Annotated in this window: 14 protein-coding genes; 8 read left to right on the top strand and 6 right to left on the bottom strand. The window is 36.9% G+C overall.

Features of this window, described 5'->3' with window-relative positions:
• Positions 1-4: 4 nt before the first annotated feature.
• Positions 5-1,126: an efflux RND transporter periplasmic adaptor subunit gene (locus MT390_RS02850; protein WP_499439468.1), complete on the bottom strand. Its 1,122-nt coding sequence runs from the start codon at positions 1,124-1,126 to the stop codon at positions 5-7.
• Positions 1,127-1,130: 4 nt separating this feature from the next.
• Entirely contained in the window at positions 1,131-1,712 is a 582-nt protein-coding gene (locus tag MT390_RS02845) for a TetR/AcrR family transcriptional regulator (RefSeq protein ID WP_499439466.1), read from the bottom strand.
• 368 nt (positions 1,713-2,080) lie between these two features.
• Here MT390_RS02845 and rep point away from each other — a divergent pair, with 368 nt between their 5' ends.
• The 3 genes from rep (at position 2,081) to MT390_RS02830 (ending at position 6,571) form a co-directional block, all read left to right on the top strand.
• Positions 2,081-4,090, top strand: a complete 2,010-nt coding sequence (gene rep, locus MT390_RS02840) for a DNA helicase Rep (protein ID WP_299663616.1) — start codon at positions 2,081-2,083, stop codon at positions 4,088-4,090.
• Between the two features lie 187 nt (positions 4,091-4,277).
• The gene (locus MT390_RS02835; RefSeq protein WP_499439463.1) at positions 4,278-5,009 is read left to right on the top strand and encodes a glutathione peroxidase; all 732 of its coding nucleotides are present in this window, start codon (positions 4,278-4,280) and stop codon (positions 5,007-5,009) included.
• A gap of 110 nt (positions 5,010-5,119) precedes the next feature.
• A complete protein-coding gene (locus tag MT390_RS02830; protein WP_499439462.1) occupies positions 5,120-6,571 on the top strand; it encodes a dihydrolipoyl dehydrogenase in 1,452 nt (483 codons plus the stop codon).
• A 138-nt stretch (positions 6,572-6,709) separates the two neighbouring features.
• Here MT390_RS02830 and ubiA read toward each other — a convergent pair whose 3' ends face one another.
• Both ubiA and MT390_RS02820 read right to left on the bottom strand, forming a co-directional pair.
• Complete coding sequence (gene ubiA, locus MT390_RS02825) at positions 6,710-7,582, bottom strand: 4-hydroxybenzoate octaprenyltransferase (RefSeq protein WP_499439460.1); 873 nt, start codon at positions 7,580-7,582, stop codon at positions 6,710-6,712.
• Positions 7,579-8,136 carry a chorismate--pyruvate lyase family protein gene (locus tag MT390_RS02820; protein WP_166368901.1) on the bottom strand — a complete coding sequence of 186 codons (558 nt, stop codon included), beginning with the start codon at positions 8,134-8,136 and terminating at the stop codon, positions 7,579-7,581. The genes ubiA and MT390_RS02820 overlap by 4 nt, the downstream gene beginning before the upstream one ends.
• Positions 8,137-8,252: 116 nt before the next feature.
• On the opposite strand from MT390_RS02820, the gene MT390_RS02815 reads away from it, so the two are divergent.
• On the top strand, positions 8,253-8,669 hold the full coding sequence (locus MT390_RS02815; protein ID WP_499439459.1) for a flagellar basal body-associated FliL family protein: 417 nt from the start codon (positions 8,253-8,255) through the stop codon (positions 8,667-8,669).
• Between the two features lie 38 nt (positions 8,670-8,707).
• Here the strand turns inward: MT390_RS02815 and glpG are convergent, their stop codons facing one another.
• Positions 8,708-9,544 (bottom strand): rhomboid family intramembrane serine protease GlpG, encoded by an 837-nt coding sequence (glpG, locus tag MT390_RS02810; RefSeq protein WP_499439458.1) that lies wholly within the window; start codon positions 9,542-9,544, stop codon positions 8,708-8,710.
• A gap of 161 nt (positions 9,545-9,705) precedes the next feature.
• Between glpG and MT390_RS02805 the strand changes: the two genes are divergently transcribed.
• Positions 9,706-10,107 carry a ComEA family DNA-binding protein gene (locus MT390_RS02805; RefSeq protein WP_499439456.1) on the top strand — a complete coding sequence of 134 codons (402 nt, stop codon included), beginning with the start codon at positions 9,706-9,708 and terminating at the stop codon, positions 10,105-10,107.
• A gap of 189 nt (positions 10,108-10,296) precedes the next feature.
• Positions 10,297-11,313, top strand: coding sequence for a UDP-glucose 4-epimerase GalE (gene galE / locus MT390_RS02800; protein ID WP_499439454.1), 1,017 nt, complete (start codon positions 10,297-10,299; stop codon positions 11,311-11,313).
• Positions 11,314-11,453: 140 nt separating this feature from the next.
• Here the strand turns inward: galE and MT390_RS02795 are convergent, their stop codons facing one another.
• Positions 11,454-12,347 (bottom strand): GGDEF domain-containing protein, encoded by an 894-nt coding sequence (locus tag MT390_RS02795; RefSeq protein ID WP_299663633.1) that lies wholly within the window; start codon positions 12,345-12,347, stop codon positions 11,454-11,456.
• A gap of 210 nt (positions 12,348-12,557) precedes the next feature.
• On the opposite strand from MT390_RS02795, the gene MT390_RS02790 reads away from it, so the two are divergent.
• Both MT390_RS02790 and miaE read left to right on the top strand, forming a co-directional pair.
• Positions 12,558-15,800, top strand: a complete 3,243-nt coding sequence (locus MT390_RS02790; RefSeq protein ID WP_499439453.1) for a DEAD/DEAH box helicase — start codon at positions 12,558-12,560, stop codon at positions 15,798-15,800.
• Entirely contained in the window at positions 15,801-16,571 is a 771-nt protein-coding gene (gene miaE, locus MT390_RS02785; protein ID WP_499439452.1) for a tRNA isopentenyl-2-thiomethyl-A-37 hydroxylase MiaE, read from the top strand.
• The last annotated feature ends 72 nt before the right edge of the window (positions 16,572-16,643 follow it).

Genomic DNA, 16,643 nt, shown 5'->3' with positions numbered 1-16,643 from the left:
TCACCTACAATGCTGGAAGAACAGAGGGAGTATTAAGGGCTTGTGATTCAACGATTTTAACTCGTGAGCCATTACTTAAACGAACTTGACCGCTAGTTGCAATCACATCGTTTTCTTCTAAACCCGTTAAAACATGTACTTTGTCTTCTTTACTTTTACCTAGTGTCACGATTTGTTGTTTCGCTTGTAAGAACGTTTTTCCATCGTCTGTTGTCTGTTCTGTTATGACATAAACGGTTTCACCGTAAAGTGTGTAATTAATGGCAGTTGAAGGGATGATTATTTGCTTTTCAACGGTGGGTAAAATGATATTCGCTTTAGCAAACATACCCGAACGCAGTATTTGTTCATCATTTGGAATTGATGCTTGTATTTGAATGACACCACTTTGATAGTTTACGGCAGGTTCAATAGCAGAAATCACACCGGTAAAAGAAGTATCAGGACGTGCATCAACAAATACATTCATTGCTTGACCAATATGCACTTTATTGAGGTCATTTTGAGCAATAGTAAAACGCATTTGCATGCGACTAATATTTTCTAAACGCACAATATCTGTACCACTCGCAAGATATTGGCCTAAAAATACATTACGTAACCCTGCAATGCCGGAAAAAGGTGCTCGAACGGTACGAAGGCTGATAGTTGCTTGATAACTTTCTATTTCACCCTGTAAAGCAAGGAATTCAGCTTCAGCGTCATCCACTTGGCCCTGTGAAACAGAACCTCTTGTTGATAATGATTTCATTCGTTTGTAGTTACGTTCAACTGCGGGCATACGACCTTTTGCAGCTTTTAAGTTAGCTTGTTCTACTTCGCTATTTAGGTAGATGATAGGATCATCTTTTTGTAGGTTTTGACCTGATGTGAAGCTAATTTTAGTCACTTTACCGGCCACTTCATTGGCAACCGTTACACCTTGAATAGGCTCAATAAATCCAATTGCACGTAAATGAGGAGTCCAATCTTCCAATTTAACCGTTGTGGATGTGACTGGAAACTCAGGAATAGGGCGAGAGGCAAGAAACTCTTTAATTTTTTGTGCCTTAAACATGTTAAAGCCGATAACACTGCCAAATACGAGTATTGCCAAGATGATTGCCGAAGCTATCCATTTTTTCATTGAGTTAGTCCTGTTGATTAAAATTTGGGTTTTGAATGATTGCCCATGAAGCATCTCGTACTTGATCTAATTGTTTTTGATCAGGTATGAGCCGCCCTTGAATTACTTGTTTTGCTAAAGAAATTGAGGAGTCTAGACTCGCTGCCATTAATGCAAACAGTTGCCAGTCTAAGAATTTTTTTGTATCAATACCATGTTGGTAAAAATCAGTAATTGGTTTGAAAATATCATACTCAAATGCTGTTATTTCAGCTTGAGCCATATTAGGTACAAAATGCAGCATTTCGATTAAAGTAAGACGTCTTGGATTTGCTAGTACACAGTCAAAAGCATTTTGCCAAATGAGATCATATTTTTGTTTATCAGTTAAGCTATCTTTCCAGCCCAATAACACATTATTAGCTGACTCTTCTCGAATGAACTTTTGTAGTTCGTTCATTAACGCTTCTTTACTAGCAAAGTAGCGATAGATAGTCCCCGCTGCAACGCCCGCAGTATTCGCTAAATTTTGCATTGAAAATGCATAAAATCCTCGCTGCGCTAAGACTGTTTCAGCAGCGACTAAAATTTGAGTTCGCTTATCCATGAGTTCACTTTAAAATGAATGAACGTTCATTATCGTTTAATGATAGTGGATTGCAATCTTAAACTGTAAATAATTTAAAATATTATTGTGAGTTATAAGAGAGACTTTTTTTATATCTCTTATATCGTGAATAATCCTGTTTGAAAAGAAAAGACAAACCTTGAGCATAAATGGATTTATTTTAATCTTCTTTTCCTTTGTGTCTTCGTGGTTAATTGCCTTTGACCTTATAATCTAACAATCTGAAATAAAAGTATGGTTACATTAACTTCTAAAGTGTTGAATTAATGCTCTGCTACTTTGTTGCACTAGCTTTCAGTTAAAAGATAAGTAGAATCAAACTGTTTTTTTATTTTTTAGGACATTTCATGAAATTAAATCCTGGACAAGATGCCGCAGTGAAAATGATCTCGGGACCTTGCTTGGTACTCGCCGGTGCAGGTAGTGGTAAAACCCGTGTTATAACCAATAAAATAGCTTATTTAGTACAGCACTGTGATTACCATGCAAAAAATATTGTGGCTGTTACTTTCACTAATAAAGCGGCTCGAGAAATGAAAGAGCGCGTTAGTCAAACCTTAGGACGAAAAGAGTCGCGTGGATTGATGGTGTCTACTTTCCATTCATTGGGCCTAGAAATTATTAAACGTGAAGTGAAAACACTGGGTATGAAAGCCGGTTTCACCTTGTTTGATGATCAAGATACGTTAGCTTTATTAAAAGAACTGACTGAAAAACAACTCAAAGAAGATACTGACCTTTTAAAAGCGTTGGTGACACAAATCTCAAATTGGAAGAATGCATTAATATTGCCACCCCAAGCGATTAAACAAGCAAAAGGTGAGCGTGATGTTATTTTTGCCCATTGCTACGATTTATATCAACGTCAGCTAAAAGCTTACAATGCCTTAGACTTTGATGATCTTATTGTTTTACCTACTTTATTGTTGAAACATAAAGAAGAGGTGCGCTTACGTTGGCAGAAAAAAATTCGCTATTTATTAGTGGATGAATACCAAGATACAAATACTAGCCAGTATGAATTAATTAAATCCTTGGTGGGTGAGCGTGCTCGCTTCACCGTGGTAGGGGATGATGATCAATCCATCTATTCTTGGCGTGGTGCTCGACCAGAAAACTTGGTATTGCTGCAACGAGATTTTCCACAGTTAAAAGTGATTAAACTAGAACAAAACTATCGCTCTAGCCAACGGGTGTTAAAAGCGGCTAATGTATTAATTGCTAATAATCCGCATGAATTTGATAAACGCTTATTTAGCGAATTAGCCTACGGAGAGTCAATCAAAGTTTTATTTGCTAAAAATGAACAACATGAGGCTGAACGTGTGGTGATGGAACTGTCGGGCCATAAATTTATGAACGGCGCTAACTTTAAAGACTATGCCGTATTGTACCGTGGTAATCACCAAAGTCGTTTATTAGAAAAAGTGATGATGGAAAACCGTATTCCTTACAAAATAAGCGGTGGTACCTCCTTTTTTGCGCGCAGTGAAGTGAAAGACATCATGGCGTATTTAAAGCTGCTAGTTAATCATGATGATGAAAATGCCTTTATTCGTGTGGTCAATAAACCACCCAGAGGCATTGGTGCTGTGAGTCGTGAAAAGTTAGGTAATTATGCTAATTTACGTCATATCAGTATGTTTGCTGCCAGCTTCGAAATTGGTTTAGAGCAAACCTTAAATGGCAAGGGGCTTCAGTCTGTACAAGCTTTTACAAGATGGTTAGTTGAATTAAATCATCGCTTGAAGACAGAGGATGATATTGATGTCGTTCGCGACTTAATTCGAGATATAGGTTACGAAGACTGGTTGTACGAAAGTAGCCCAAGCCCGAAGGCTGCTGAAATGCAAATGAAAAACGTATCGACATTATTCAAATGGGTCACTGAAATGCTCAAGGGTGATGATCTTGATGAAGAGATGACATTAGAGCAAGTGGTTGCACGTCTCACTCTACGTGATATGTTATCTCGTAATGAAAGTGAAGAAGAATTAGATCAAGTGCAGTTGATGACCTTGCATGCATCTAAAGGGTTAGAGTTTCCTTACGTATATATGATTGGTATGGAAGAAGGGTTATTACCTCATCAGGTCAGTATCGATGAAGACAATGTAGAAGAGGAGCGGCGTTTAGCGTATGTCGGTATCACGCGAGCACAAAAAGAATTAACTTTTACGCTAGCTAAGGAACGAAGTCAGTATGGTGAGGTCATTAAACCAACACCGAGTCGTTTTTTAAATGAATTACCACAGGAAGATGTGGAATGGGAAAGTGGCCCTAAAAAACGTACAGATGAGCAAAAAAAGCAATTGTCCGATAAAGGCATTGCGAGTTTGAAAGCATTATTTGATTAATAGTCTATATAATAAAAAAAACGAAACTTGATAGTTAAAAACTATTTTAAATAGGTTTTAACTATCACTTTGCAAATAATAAACGATTTTAACTATTGTCGTTTATTTTGCATAATAACTCCATCGCAGCAAGCAGCAGCTTGTTAGCAAACTTAAAACTACAATTGATAATTATTAGGAGCTACAAATGTTAGATAATATCGAAGGTCAAAGCGTACCAAATGTTACTTTCCCAACTCGTCAAGGTGATGAATGGGTAAATGTTTCAACTGATCAATTATTCAAAGGTAAAACAGTTGTTGTATTTGCATTGCCTGGTGCCTTCACTCCAACATGTTCTTCTACACATTTACCACGTTACAACGAGTTAGCGGGTGTATTTAAAAAGAATGGCGTAGACGACATTGTTTGTATAAGTGTGAATGATACTTTTGTAATGAACGCATGGCTTGCAGACCAAGAAGCTGAAAATATTACAGTTGTACCAGATGGTACTGGTGCATTTGCTGAAGGTATGGGCATGCTAGTTGACAAAAGTGATATTGGTTTTGGTAAGCGTAGCTGGCGTTACAGTATGTTGGTTAAAGATGGCGTGATTGAAAAAATGTTCATCGAACCAAACCAACCGGGTGACCCGTTTGAAGTATCTGACGCTGATACAATGCTTAACTACATTAATCCAAATGCTAAAGCACCAGCTGCGGTAACTATCTTTACTAAGCCAGGTTGTCCTTTCTGTGCAAAAGCGAAGGCTGCACTTAAAGATAATAATATCGGCTTTGAAGAAATCGTATTGGGTACAGATGCAACGACTGTAAGCTTAAGAGCGGTATCAGGGCAAACTACAGTGCCACAACTTTTTGTAGATGGTAAACATATTGGTGACAGTGAAGCAGCTATCGCTTACGCAAATAGCTAATTTGAACAGTTTATAACTGCTCGATTATCATCAAAAGCGTATGTTCTTTGATAAGGCATACGCTTTTTTTAAATCCAAAATTCAAGAAATAAACAAAATTGGGAAACAATATGAAGCAAATTAATGTACAAGTTGCCGTGATCGGTGGTGGAACTGCTGGTTTAGCCGCTTACCGAGCAGCTAAAGAAAAAACAGACTCAGTGGTATTAATTGAAGGTGGAAAATTTGGTACTACCTGCGCTCGTGTTGGTTGTATGCCAAGCAAACTATTAATTGCTGCAGCTGAAGCGGCGCATAGTGCTGCACATACTGAACCCTTTGGTGTTTTTGTTGATGGTGATGTGCGAGTTGATGGCAAAAAAGTGATGCAACGAGTACGTGATGAACGTGACCGTTTTGTGGGTTTTGTTGTTGAAGCGGTAGATGAAATTGACGCGAATGATAAATTAATTGGTAAAGCGACATTTGTATCTGAAACACAATTAAAGATAGATGAGCATACGCTTGTTAATGCGCAGCGCATTGTTATTGCAACAGGGTCTCGTCCAAGTTATCCAGGAGTATGGAATGATCTCGGTGATCGACTTGTTGTTAATGATGATGTGTTTGATTGGATGGATTTACCCAAGTCTGTAGCCGTATTTGGTCCTGGAGTGATTGGATTAGAGCTAGGGCAATCGTTGCACCGTTTAGGTGTTGAAGTTTTAATGTTTGGTATGGGTGGACAAGTCGGCCCATTTACTGACCCTGAAGTGATGGCTTACGCAGAAAAAGCATTTAGTGATGAGTTTTATTTGGATGCAGATGCCAACGTAAAAAATATGCAACGCAAAGGTGATTTAGTTGAAATTACTTATATTGATAAACAGGGCGTTGAACAAATTAAAGAAGTTGAATATGTATTAGCGGCAACGGGGCGTCGTCCAAATATTGATAATTTAAATATAGAGAGTGTTAAATTAGAAAGTGATGATCGCGGTGTTCCAATTGCCGACCCATATACAATGCAAACTTCAGTATCGACTATTTTTATTGCTGGTGATGCGAGTAATCAAATTCCATTATTACACGAAGCAGCTGACCAAGGTAAAATCGCGGGCAGTAATGCGGGAGTTTACCCAAATATTCGTGTTGGATTACGCCGTTCATCGATTGCTGCTGTATTTACCGATCCACAATTAGCGATGGTTGGTCTTAGCCATAAACAGATAACAGAGAAGTTTTCTGGTTGTGGGTGTTTTGAAACTGGTAGCGTTTCCTTTGAAAACCAAGGCCGCAGCCGTGTGATGTTAAAAAATAAAGGGTTATTAAACCTTTACGGTGAGCAAGGTACAGGGCGTTTTTTAGGGGCTGAAATTATTGGACCACAAGCTGAACATCTTGCACATCTTTTAGCTTGGGCACACCAGAACCGTATGACTATTTCGCAAATGTTAGATATGCCTTTCTACCATCCGGTTATTGAAGAAGGTGTTAGAACCGCATTACGTGATTTGAATGCTAAATTAAAATTAGGCTCAGCAATGATCAACGAGTGTATGGAATGTGGTCCAGGTTGTTAATTGACAATAACCAGTAATATTAATTTTTAGCGATAAGACGGTTAGTGAAAACTAACCGTTTTTTTGTGGGGAGTAGCTGAGATAACCTTTAATCTTTAATCTTTAATCTTTAATCTTTAGCCATTTAGCTTTGCTGATTTACGGGTATAAGTAAGTTAGGATAAAACCGATAAATATCACTAAACCCACATAGTTATTATCTAGAAAAGCTTTAAAACAGGCTTTTTCGTCGCGACTTTTAATACTTTTTTGTTGCTGTAAAAAGAGTAAACCTGCCACTGCTAAAGCACCATAATAAAGCCAATTTAAATTCTCAATGAGACCGACAATCACTAACAAAACTAAGGTCATAAATTGTAATAGAGCAATAATTAACTTGTCATATTTCCCAAATAAGATAGCGGTAGATTTTATCCCAATTTTAAGATCATCTTCTTTATCAACCATGCCGTACATAGTGTCATAGGCGATAGTCCATGTAATATTAGCAATAAATAATAACCAGACACTACTTGATAGTATATTAGCTTGTGCTGCGTAGGCCATAGGAATTGACCAACTAAAAGCAATACCTAAAACAAACTGTGGTAAATGGGTAAATCGTTTCATAAAGGGATAAACAAACGCTAGGAACAGCCCTATAACAGATAATTGAATGGTCAGGTTATTTTGCGTTAATACCAATAAAAAAGAGCATAAAGATAAAAATAAAAATAAATACACGGCTTCTTTGCTGGTGGCTCTTCCTGAGGGTAATGGCCGATTTTTAGTTCGATTAACAAATCCATCCACTTTTCTATCGGCGAAGTCATTAATCACACAACCTGCACTACGCATAAAAAACACACCCAGACAAAAGACAATCAAGACATCGATATCAGGGAAACCTTGTGCCGCTATCCATAATGCCCATAAAGTAGGCCACAACAGAAGTAAGGTGCCGATCGGTTTATCAACACGCATTAACTCCAAAAAAGCTTGCCGTTTAGTGGCGTCTAAATAAATGATCATTGGTAAATTCCTGAAGCAGGTAAAAACACTTCGCTGACTAATAAAGGTTTATTTTCTATATAAAAAATAGATCGTCTTGCCCATAATGAATGTTCGCATGGCTGTTGTAGTGAAGCACTATACAGATGTAATGGAGAACCGACTGTAAACTCAGCAATTTCAATATTACTACGCTGCAGAGTTTTGTCTTGAAATAGAATTCTTCCTAAGGATTCAGAGCCAATATTCGCTAAGTTTTGTTGTTTGTTAGAGAGTGTACTGTAAGGGATTTCAGTTTGAGCGAACACATTAGGAATACCATCACAATATAAAAGTACCTCACGTACTAAGACTTGTTCTGGCGCGGGGAAATGTGGGGAAAGTGTTGCTTGCTCTGCATTCGTATTAAGTTGTTGCTTAACTTCTACCGAAAAATTTTGACATTTTTGTTCAAGTTTCTTAGTCAAAGATGCTTCATCTAATAACCATGACAGAATGTAGTTAGTGCAATTTTTCGATTTACTATTTTCTTGCCATTGAGTTGATGACGCAATGTTAAGCATTTGATTAAACATACAAACCTTTAATTTAAAAAACCAGTTATTTTATCTGCCCACATCAAGCAAACACTTTAGTATTGAGCTATTATACCACTCAAAAATATTAACATCTTTCCTTGAAGGAATTAACTATGCTTAAAAAAGTGTTTTTTTGTGTGCTTTATTTTGCACTACTTTCACCGCTTACCTCTGTAGTTGCTGAAGAGGAAGAAGGGCAGCAAGCTCCTGATTACCAATATTTTGCATTAAGCCCAGATATTATTACTAATTATATTAAACCCGGAAAACGTTTAGGTTACGTACGCTTACGTGTTGATTTGATGGTTAAATCGAGCAGCGCTTATGAGCAGGTAGAAATGAATGCACCATTAATTCGGGATCGCATTATTACTATTTTTGGCGAACAAAATGAAAGCCAAATAAAATCTAACACCGAACGTGACGTGATCAGACAACGTTGTTTAACAGAGGTAAACGATGTGTTGTTTGAATTTATTGGTACAAGACCCGTTGAAAACCTACTCTTTACTAAATATTTAGATCAATAAATTGACTATCTAATCTAACATTTCCTTTAGCCGTGTGTTTATAGTTTTAGTTTATGACAAACAGCGGCCAATATAAGTCCTGCTAATAGACCTATTAAGTGTGCATAATTTGCAACATTAGCGGGTAATAAGTCCACAAAGCCTAAGATTAACCAGCCTATTAAAAAAATAAACATGCTATTTGGTAAATGTACCTGGCTTTGTTTGTTTAATTGTCCAGTTAACCAACAGTAACCTACTAGCCCATAAACAACGCCACTTAGGCCTCCAAAGTAAGGTCCAACTAAAAAGAATTGAGCCAAATTTGATGCAATGGCTGAAAACAAAAATAATAAAATTAAACGTTGTTTACCCTGTTGTTTTTCTATTAAGCCAGCGAGTTGCCACCACCATAATAAATTGAACACTATGTGCAATAGGCTGAAGTGTAAAAAAGCAGGGGTAATAAATCGCCAGCTTTCAATATAGTCAAAAGGCTGTTGTCTGAAGAAGGCAAAAAGTGAGTTCATTGGATTAAAAACATTAAACGCAGTAAGCGCATAGATAATTATACAGGTTATAAAAATACCATGAGTGAATAGTCCACCATGACTTTTGAAGTTGGATAACAAGCTAGCATTGGCATAAGCTAACTGTGATGATGCGGGTTCGGTTTTACCGGTTTTCCAACTTGCTGATAAGTATTTACTTTGATTTGGGTTATCCAAAAATAATGCAAGTTCAAGTTTTGCTTGTGCTAATTGATTTTCATTTTTAATCATTATTGGATATTGGAATTTACTTTGTTCAATAATATTCGTAATATTTTGGCTGCTTAAAAAATCAGAAAATGCCTGCGCAATGCGTAAATGCTCAAAACGGTGTAACTCAATCATAATAAGTCCTCTAAAATCCAAGCTTTTAGCATAACGGATATAACACACTGGATCGAATGAATTAAGTAAGGATTTTTTTGTTAGTTGATTTTGTGATTTTTTATTGATTTAATGACAGAACAAGCTAAATTGAATGATACCCCTAATAAAAAAAGGATAATATGATGAAGAAAAAATATACGCGTGGTTTACTTCTTGCTGCATCATTGTTTTTATTACCGGCCAGTTTTCAATCTGCGTTAGCTGCCGATCTCAATAGTAAGGTGTCATCTAGCCTTGATAAGAGTAGTGCAGTAACTCAGAAAGCAAAAACAACGGTTGCTAGTGAAAAGAAAAAAGTAACTTCAACCACTGCTGCTGTTGGTAAGATATCAAAAATAGATCTTAATAGTGCCAGTGTTGAACAATTAACAACGCTTAATGGAATAGGTGATAAAACAGCACAAGCCATTGTTGATTACCGTAAAAAAAATGGAGATTTCACTAATTTAAAAGATTTAGTCAATGTTAAAGGTATTGGTGTAGCAACATTAAAAAAAGTTATTCCTTATCTAAGTTTATAGATCCTCAATTAGTAACTCCTCTATTTATCACTCATCGATAAGGTATAAATTGTAACAAGGGTGTTACGATTTATACCTTTTATCATTCAAGATGGTAAAGTTAGCAGGTAACTTTATGCAGATAAAGCACCTTGAAATCAGATTAACCCCTTTCGTTTTATTTTTAATGACTTTAGTAGTAGGTAGTTTATGACAATTTTAGTGACCGGCGGTGCAGGTTATATTGGCTCACATACCGTGGTTGAGCTGTTAGAGAAAGATCAACAAGTTATTATTGTAGATAACTTATGTAATTCTTCGCAAGAATCATTGAATCGAGTTGAAAAAATTACAGGTAAGGTACCTGTATTTTATCAAGGGGATATCTTAGATAAAAATTTTTTGGATGATGTATTCCGTCAACATGCTATTGATTCTGTTATTCATTTCGCAGGCTTGAAAGCAGTAGGGGAGTCAGTCGCAAAACCTATTTCTTATTATCAAACTAATGTACAGGGTACCTTGACTTTATTGGATGCAATGAAGGATGCAGGTGTATTTAAATTAGTGTTTAGCTCTTCAGCAACCGTTTATGGTGATCCTGCTTCTTTACCGATCAGAGAAAACTTTCGAGTGGGTGGAACAACTAATCCATACGGTACGTCAAAGTTAATGGTTGAAATGGTATTAGCAGACGTTGCCAAGTCAGATCCTCGCTGGGCGTTTGTTATTTTACGTTACTTTAATCCTGTTGGTGCTCACCTATCTGGTTTAATAGGTGAAGATCCGAATGGAATCCCAAACAATCTATTACCTTATATTTCACAGGTTGGGGTAGGGAAACTGAAAGCCTTGGCTGTATTTGGTGATGATTATGACACGCTGGATGGGACAGGTGTTCGTGATTATATTCATGTTGTAGACTTAGCGTTGGGGCACTTAAAAGCATTGCATCGCATACAAAGTGACACAGGTGTATTCATTTATAATCTAGGTACTGGAAATGGCTATTCTGTATTTGATATGATCAACGCTTTTGAAGCGGCTAGCGGTAAGACTATTCCATACAATGTTTCACCACGTCGTGAAGGCGATATTGCAGCCTGTTATGCTGCGCCTGAAAAAGCATTAGCAGAGTTAAACTGGCAAGCTGAACGTGGCTTAGATGAGATGATGCAAGATACTTGGCGTTGGCAGTCAAATAACCCTAATGGATACAAAACATAACTATTCATAACTTATTTATAGCTATGTTTAGCGTTTATATTTTATAGCTGTGATGTTTTAAAATGTAAACGCATTAACAAAATAAGCTACTTAATGCTAATTTGAAGATGCATATTTAATTGAGTCATGGCTATTAAAAACTATGCACTTTGTATCTTATTACAGCTCACTAATACTTTGTTTTTCCCGCTTTTTTTCGCTTCTGATAAACATTGCTCTACTCGGTTAATTAATGCACTGCTTTTCACTTCATTTTGGTAAGTTGCTACACCAATACTGACAGTGATATTAATAATGTCTTTGTTATATTCAACACATAATAACTCACTTTTAGCACGGATCATCTCAGCGACTTGCTTAGCAATGACGTCATTACTGTTGTTTAATAATATAATAAACTCCTCTCCGCCCCAGCGCGCAACGGTATCGGTTTTACGGATACAGTCGGTCAGCTTATTAGCAAGCTTTTTGAGGACTACATCACCCCCTGTCTGGGTATGTTGCTCATTAATAAGTTTAAAATTGTCGATATTAATTAATAAAACAGAGAAGGATTCTTTTTCTACACGTTGGGTAACAAGTACATTAGAGAGTAGCTCATTAAAATGGCGTCGCGTGTATAAGTTGGTTAATTCGTCAGTCTCTGATAACTGTTTTAATTTAGAGCTTTGATCGCTATTTTGTATTATCCAAGTGTTAATGCCTATAGACACTAATATAAAGCCGATCATTTGTGCTATATCTTTGAATAAGACTTTTAACAACCAAGGTTGAGTAAATATTTCATCGAGGGTTGTTGTTAGTAGAGTGACAAAAAGAAAGAAAAATCCACTCATTAAGTATTTGTGTACGTCACGATTATGCTTAACTTTATTTAATTGAATCAATAATAAGAATAGCGTAATAGCAATAACAGATTTAAAGAATATGTCATAAAAGTCTATTTTATAAACAGTAGGAAACATCCACGCTTGTAAGGCTATATATGCGATAACAAAAAAATACAGTGGATTGAGGGCTTTATTTTTTATCAATTAATTTTTATCTCTTATGATTATATGATGATCTAGTTTAGTTAATATTGATGATAAATAAATATTTTTGTATAACCTACTATAATTGTGTTTTTTAGTAAATAAATGAAGGTGTTAATCGAAGGAATTATGTAATTTCATTATTAGTCCTTTATTTCTGCCCACTATCTCTTTATCATTAACGATCCGTTTTTTAGATGGTTTTTTCCGATGCCTAAAGTGACTCAGCAAGATATATCAACAAGTTTTGGTCGTAATATTATTGACCGAGGTACCCTCTATTTTAAAGAAAGTCGTGTATTAGCGTGCGATTACGATGAATCGAGTAATTCACTTGTTGGATTGGTCAAAGGGACCAATGACACGCCTTATAAGACTAAAGCATCCATTAAACCGTCTAATAAAGGTGGTTATATTATTCACAGCACTTGTTCTTGCCCGGTTGGGTGGAATTGTAAGCATGCTGTTGCTTTACTGTTAGCTTACCAAGCCGATACGCCGAATTATAATATCGAAAACAGCTATCAAACTTGGTATGAAATGTTAAACGGTAAAGTAGGGCAACCAGAAAAAGTACGTGCCTCTGCTTATCAAGGATACTTCCGCTTTTCGTTTGATAAAAAAGTCCTCAATCATGAACACCGTTATATCAAAGTTGAATATGGCAGCGTGCGCTTTTTGAAAAGTGAAAATTCTCATGTTTTTAGTGAAAAAGACTTAGTGTCTGTTGCTGACAACGAAAGCTGGATGGAAAGCTTTAAATGGGTAGAGGATGAAGATGTTGAAATCTTACGTTTATTACTCACTAAAGAAGGACGAGCGACTAAGTTAGGTAAAACCTATATCAAAACTGAGCTCGACTTATTGGCTTTACAAAAAATATTAGAAACTGGTCGATGCTTCTGGGAGCACCTTGACCAGAAAATAACATTATCAGCTTCTCGTCCGGTAACGCTGGAATGGTTATCGGTAGAAGATGGCTTGAAACAGTTAATGGTCAACCTTGAAGGTAGTGAAAACTGGCTGTTGATCCCAACACCTAAACCTTATTTTTATGACCTTGATAGTCACCAATTTGGCCTGCTTGATACCCACTTTAATCGTGATTGGTTACTTTCCCTGTTACAAACTCCACCATTAGGTGAAGAACAGTGTGCGCACTTTACTCAAGAAGTATCACTGGGTTTTGCACAAGATGTATTGCCTAACCCGCAGCATTACGACATTCAGCATATTGATGAGACCTTACAGGTTATCTTTAAATTAGATGTACAACAGATTAAAGGACAAAGTCTATTTTTAGGGCGTTTGTATTTTAAATATGGCGTATTGTTATTAACACCAAGCATCTTAGAAGATAAACAACGTAATCAATATATGCACAAAGGGCAAATTGTCAGTGTTACAAGAGATATTGACGCAGAGTTAGCTGCTTTAAATGAATTTAATGAATTATGTTTGCTTGATGTGTATATGTATGACCCTAAATATGCGGTTAGTAAGGATACCCAAGGTATTTTGCCACCTGAATTAGGAGGCTCTCAAGAGTTTCAGTGGTTATCACTATTAACAGCACATAAAGCTCGCTTAGAAGTCTTAGGCTGGCAGTTTGATATTGCTAAGGACTTAGCATTACAAAGTCAGCAAGTTGATAGCATCGATATTGATATTGATGAAAAAGGTAACTGGTTTGACTTAGGTGTTTCCATTGAAGTGGAAGGCAAGCGTATTGAACTATTACCGTTGTTATTAGAGTGGTTGCGCAGTAACGAAGACTGGCAGCAGAATGATTACGATATATTATTAGCGCAAGGTAATGGTCGTCCACTGCGTGTTAAACGCGAATCTATTCAACCTATTTTATCTATTTTGCAAGAGCTAGGTGAAGTTAACGATAGTAAAATAAATTTACCTCAGAATCAGGCTGCGTTATTAGCGCAACTTCCTGAAATTAATCGTTGGGTTGGTGGTGAACATGTGCAAGCGTTGGCTAAAAAATTAGCTAACTTTAGCGGCATTCAAGACGTACCTGCTCCGCAGGGACTAGTTGCCGACTTACGAGACTACCAGAAGGAAGGTTTAAACTGGCTTATGTTCTTGAATGAATATGGGTTTTCTGGTGTGTTAGCCGATGATATGGGCTTAGGTAAAACGGTACAAACGTTAGCTTACTTATTATACAAAAAACAACAACAGTTGTTGTCGTTACCTGCGATGGTGATTTGTCCTACTTCCTTAGTCGGTAACTGGTTAAATGAAGCGACTAAATTCACTCCAGATTTGAAAGTATTAGTCTTGCATGGTGTTAGTCGTCATCAATTCTTTAAAGATATAAATAACTATGATTTAGTGATCACTACTTATCCTCTGATTGCTCGTGATTTTAAAGAGTTTGCTGAATTTTCATTCTCTGATCTTATCTTGGATGAAGCGCAAACCATTAAAAATCCACTTGCTAAAATGACTAAGAGTATTAAACAAATTGATGCTAAACAGCGCCTGTGTTTAACGGGTACGCCAATGGAAAATCATCTTGGCGAATTATGGTCTTTGTTTGATTTCTTGATGCCTGGTTTCTTAGGTTCATACAGCACCTTTAATCGAGTATACCGTAAAGGTATTGAAGGTGAGGGTAATCATCAAATTCAGCAATGGTTAATTCAAAAAACTAGACCTTTCTTATTGCGACGCACCAAGGATGAGGTGGCTAAAGAGTTACCTGCTAAAACAGAAATCATTCATACAATTGCACTACAAAACGATCAACGTACTCTGTATGAAAGCATTCGTATCACGATGGAAGCAAAAGTACGTGATTTACTGCGTGAAAAAGGTATGGCAAGAAGCCGTATTGAATTTTTAGATGCACTATTGAAATTACGTCAGGCTTGTTGTGATCCTCGTTTAGTAAAATTAGAGCATGCTCAGCAAATAAAAAGTTCAGCTAAGTTAGATTTCTTAATGGAAATTGTGCCAGAAATGGTAGAAGAGGGCAGACGTATTCTTATCTTCTCACAATTTGCACAAATGTTAGGCTTGATTGAAGAAGCCTTGCAGGAAACCGGTATTGATTTTGTTAAATTAACAGGGCAAACCCGTAACCGTAGTGAAATTATCGAGAAGTTCCAAGGTGGTGATGTGCCAGTCTTCCTGATCTCCTTGAAAGCTGGTGGTGTTGGCCTTAACTTAACCGCTGCTGATACGGTTATTCATTATGACCCATGGTGGAATCCTGCGGTAGAAAACCAAGCCACTGACCGAGCATATCGTATTGGCCAAGATAAGCCTGTGTTTGTGTATAAACTGATTTGTGAGCAAACAGTTGAGGAGCGTGTGTTAGCGTTGCAATCTCGCAAGCAGAAGCTTGCTGATAGTGTGTACGGTAAGGAGCAAGAAGAAAACTTTGCGCCGGATAATAGCGATGCGTTATTAAAACTATTTGAGCGTTATTAGATGCACGTAGATGAACAATTATTAGCGCCGATAAAAGAATTTCTGCATACGCAAACACCACAAGCTTGGATAGATAAAGCAAAACTGGTGGAGAATCAATCTGCGCTATTAATTGATCATATGATTTGCGAGTTAAAAGCTGCGCAGACGGCGATGCTATTGATTCGCCGTTATGCGGTAGACAAACAAAGCGGTGATGCTCTGATGGCTTGGCTGACCCCTTATAATGATTTTGTATATCGTAAACAAGGTGATTGGAAAGCATTAGCCAACAATAGTTTATCTAAAAAAATTGTCGCAAAAGGTAATACGCTTTATGGACAGGATTTAATTGATAAAATGATCTTGTTGATCAAAGAAGAGTTACATCATTTCTATCAAGTAGTGGAGATAATGCACGCACGCGATATTACTTTTGGTTTTATTGGATCAAGTCGTTATGCCAAAGAGCTATTAAGCCATGTCACAACACATGAGCCTAATATGCTGATTGATAAACTTATCTGCAGTGCATATATTGAAGCCAGATCCTGCGAGCGGTTTGCTAAAATAGCACCTCACTTAGACCCTATCTTAAATAAATTCTATGTTTCTTTACTTCGTTCGGAAGCACGTCATTATCAAGATTATTTAGTATTAGCAGAGCAAATAGCGGGGAAAGATATTAGTGATCGAATTGAATATTTTGGCCAGCTAGAAGGGCAGTTAATTACCTCGCCAGATGAAGACTTTAGATTTCATAGTGGCTGCCCGGTTGATGCAACTATTTAGTTCTATTAAAAAATGATTCATGTTGTTAGTTTCCATGAATCATTTAATGTTCATTGATAAGCATTTCAGTGA

The organism is Vibrio sp. 2-Bac 85, assembly GCF_037546705.1.
Classification (GTDB): domain Bacteria; phylum Pseudomonadota; class Gammaproteobacteria; order Enterobacterales; family Psychromonadaceae; genus Psychromonas.
The sequence above is the reverse complement of the archived record's forward strand: the minus strand, read 5'-3'. Positions and strand labels throughout refer to the sequence as shown.

What these genes read in the sequence shown, in the direction of transcription:
- miaE (WP_499439452.1), top strand. Translation starts at nt 15,801, where the DNA reads ATGCACGTAGATGAACAATTATTAGCGCCGATAAAAGAATTTCTGCAT.
- rep (WP_299663616.1), top strand. Translation starts at nt 2,081, where the DNA reads ATGAAATTAAATCCTGGACAAGATGCCGCAGTGAAAATGATCTCGGGA.
- ubiA (WP_499439460.1), bottom strand. Translation starts at nt 7,582, where the DNA reads ATGATCATTTATTTAGACGCCACTAAACGGCAAGCTTTTTTGGAGTTA.
- glpG (WP_499439458.1), bottom strand. Translation starts at nt 9,544, where the DNA reads ATGATTGAGTTACACCGTTTTGAGCATTTACGCATTGCGCAGGCATTT.
- MT390_RS02835 (WP_499439463.1), top strand. Translation starts at nt 4,278, where the DNA reads ATGTTAGATAATATCGAAGGTCAAAGCGTACCAAATGTTACTTTCCCA.
- MT390_RS02790 (WP_499439453.1), top strand. Translation starts at nt 12,558, where the DNA reads ATGCCTAAAGTGACTCAGCAAGATATATCAACAAGTTTTGGTCGTAAT.
- MT390_RS02805 (WP_499439456.1), top strand. Translation starts at nt 9,706, where the DNA reads ATGATGAAGAAAAAATATACGCGTGGTTTACTTCTTGCTGCATCATTG.
- MT390_RS02845 (WP_499439466.1), bottom strand. Translation starts at nt 1,712, where the DNA reads ATGGATAAGCGAACTCAAATTTTAGTCGCTGCTGAAACAGTCTTAGCG.
- MT390_RS02850 (WP_499439468.1), bottom strand. Translation starts at nt 1,126, where the DNA reads ATGAAAAAATGGATAGCTTCGGCAATCATCTTGGCAATACTCGTATTT.
- MT390_RS02815 (WP_499439459.1), top strand. Translation starts at nt 8,253, where the DNA reads ATGCTTAAAAAAGTGTTTTTTTGTGTGCTTTATTTTGCACTACTTTCA.
- MT390_RS02830 (WP_499439462.1), top strand. Translation starts at nt 5,120, where the DNA reads ATGAAGCAAATTAATGTACAAGTTGCCGTGATCGGTGGTGGAACTGCT.
- galE (WP_499439454.1), top strand. Translation starts at nt 10,297, where the DNA reads ATGACAATTTTAGTGACCGGCGGTGCAGGTTATATTGGCTCACATACC.
- MT390_RS02820 (WP_166368901.1), bottom strand. Translation starts at nt 8,136, where the DNA reads ATGTTTAATCAAATGCTTAACATTGCGTCATCAACTCAATGGCAAGAA.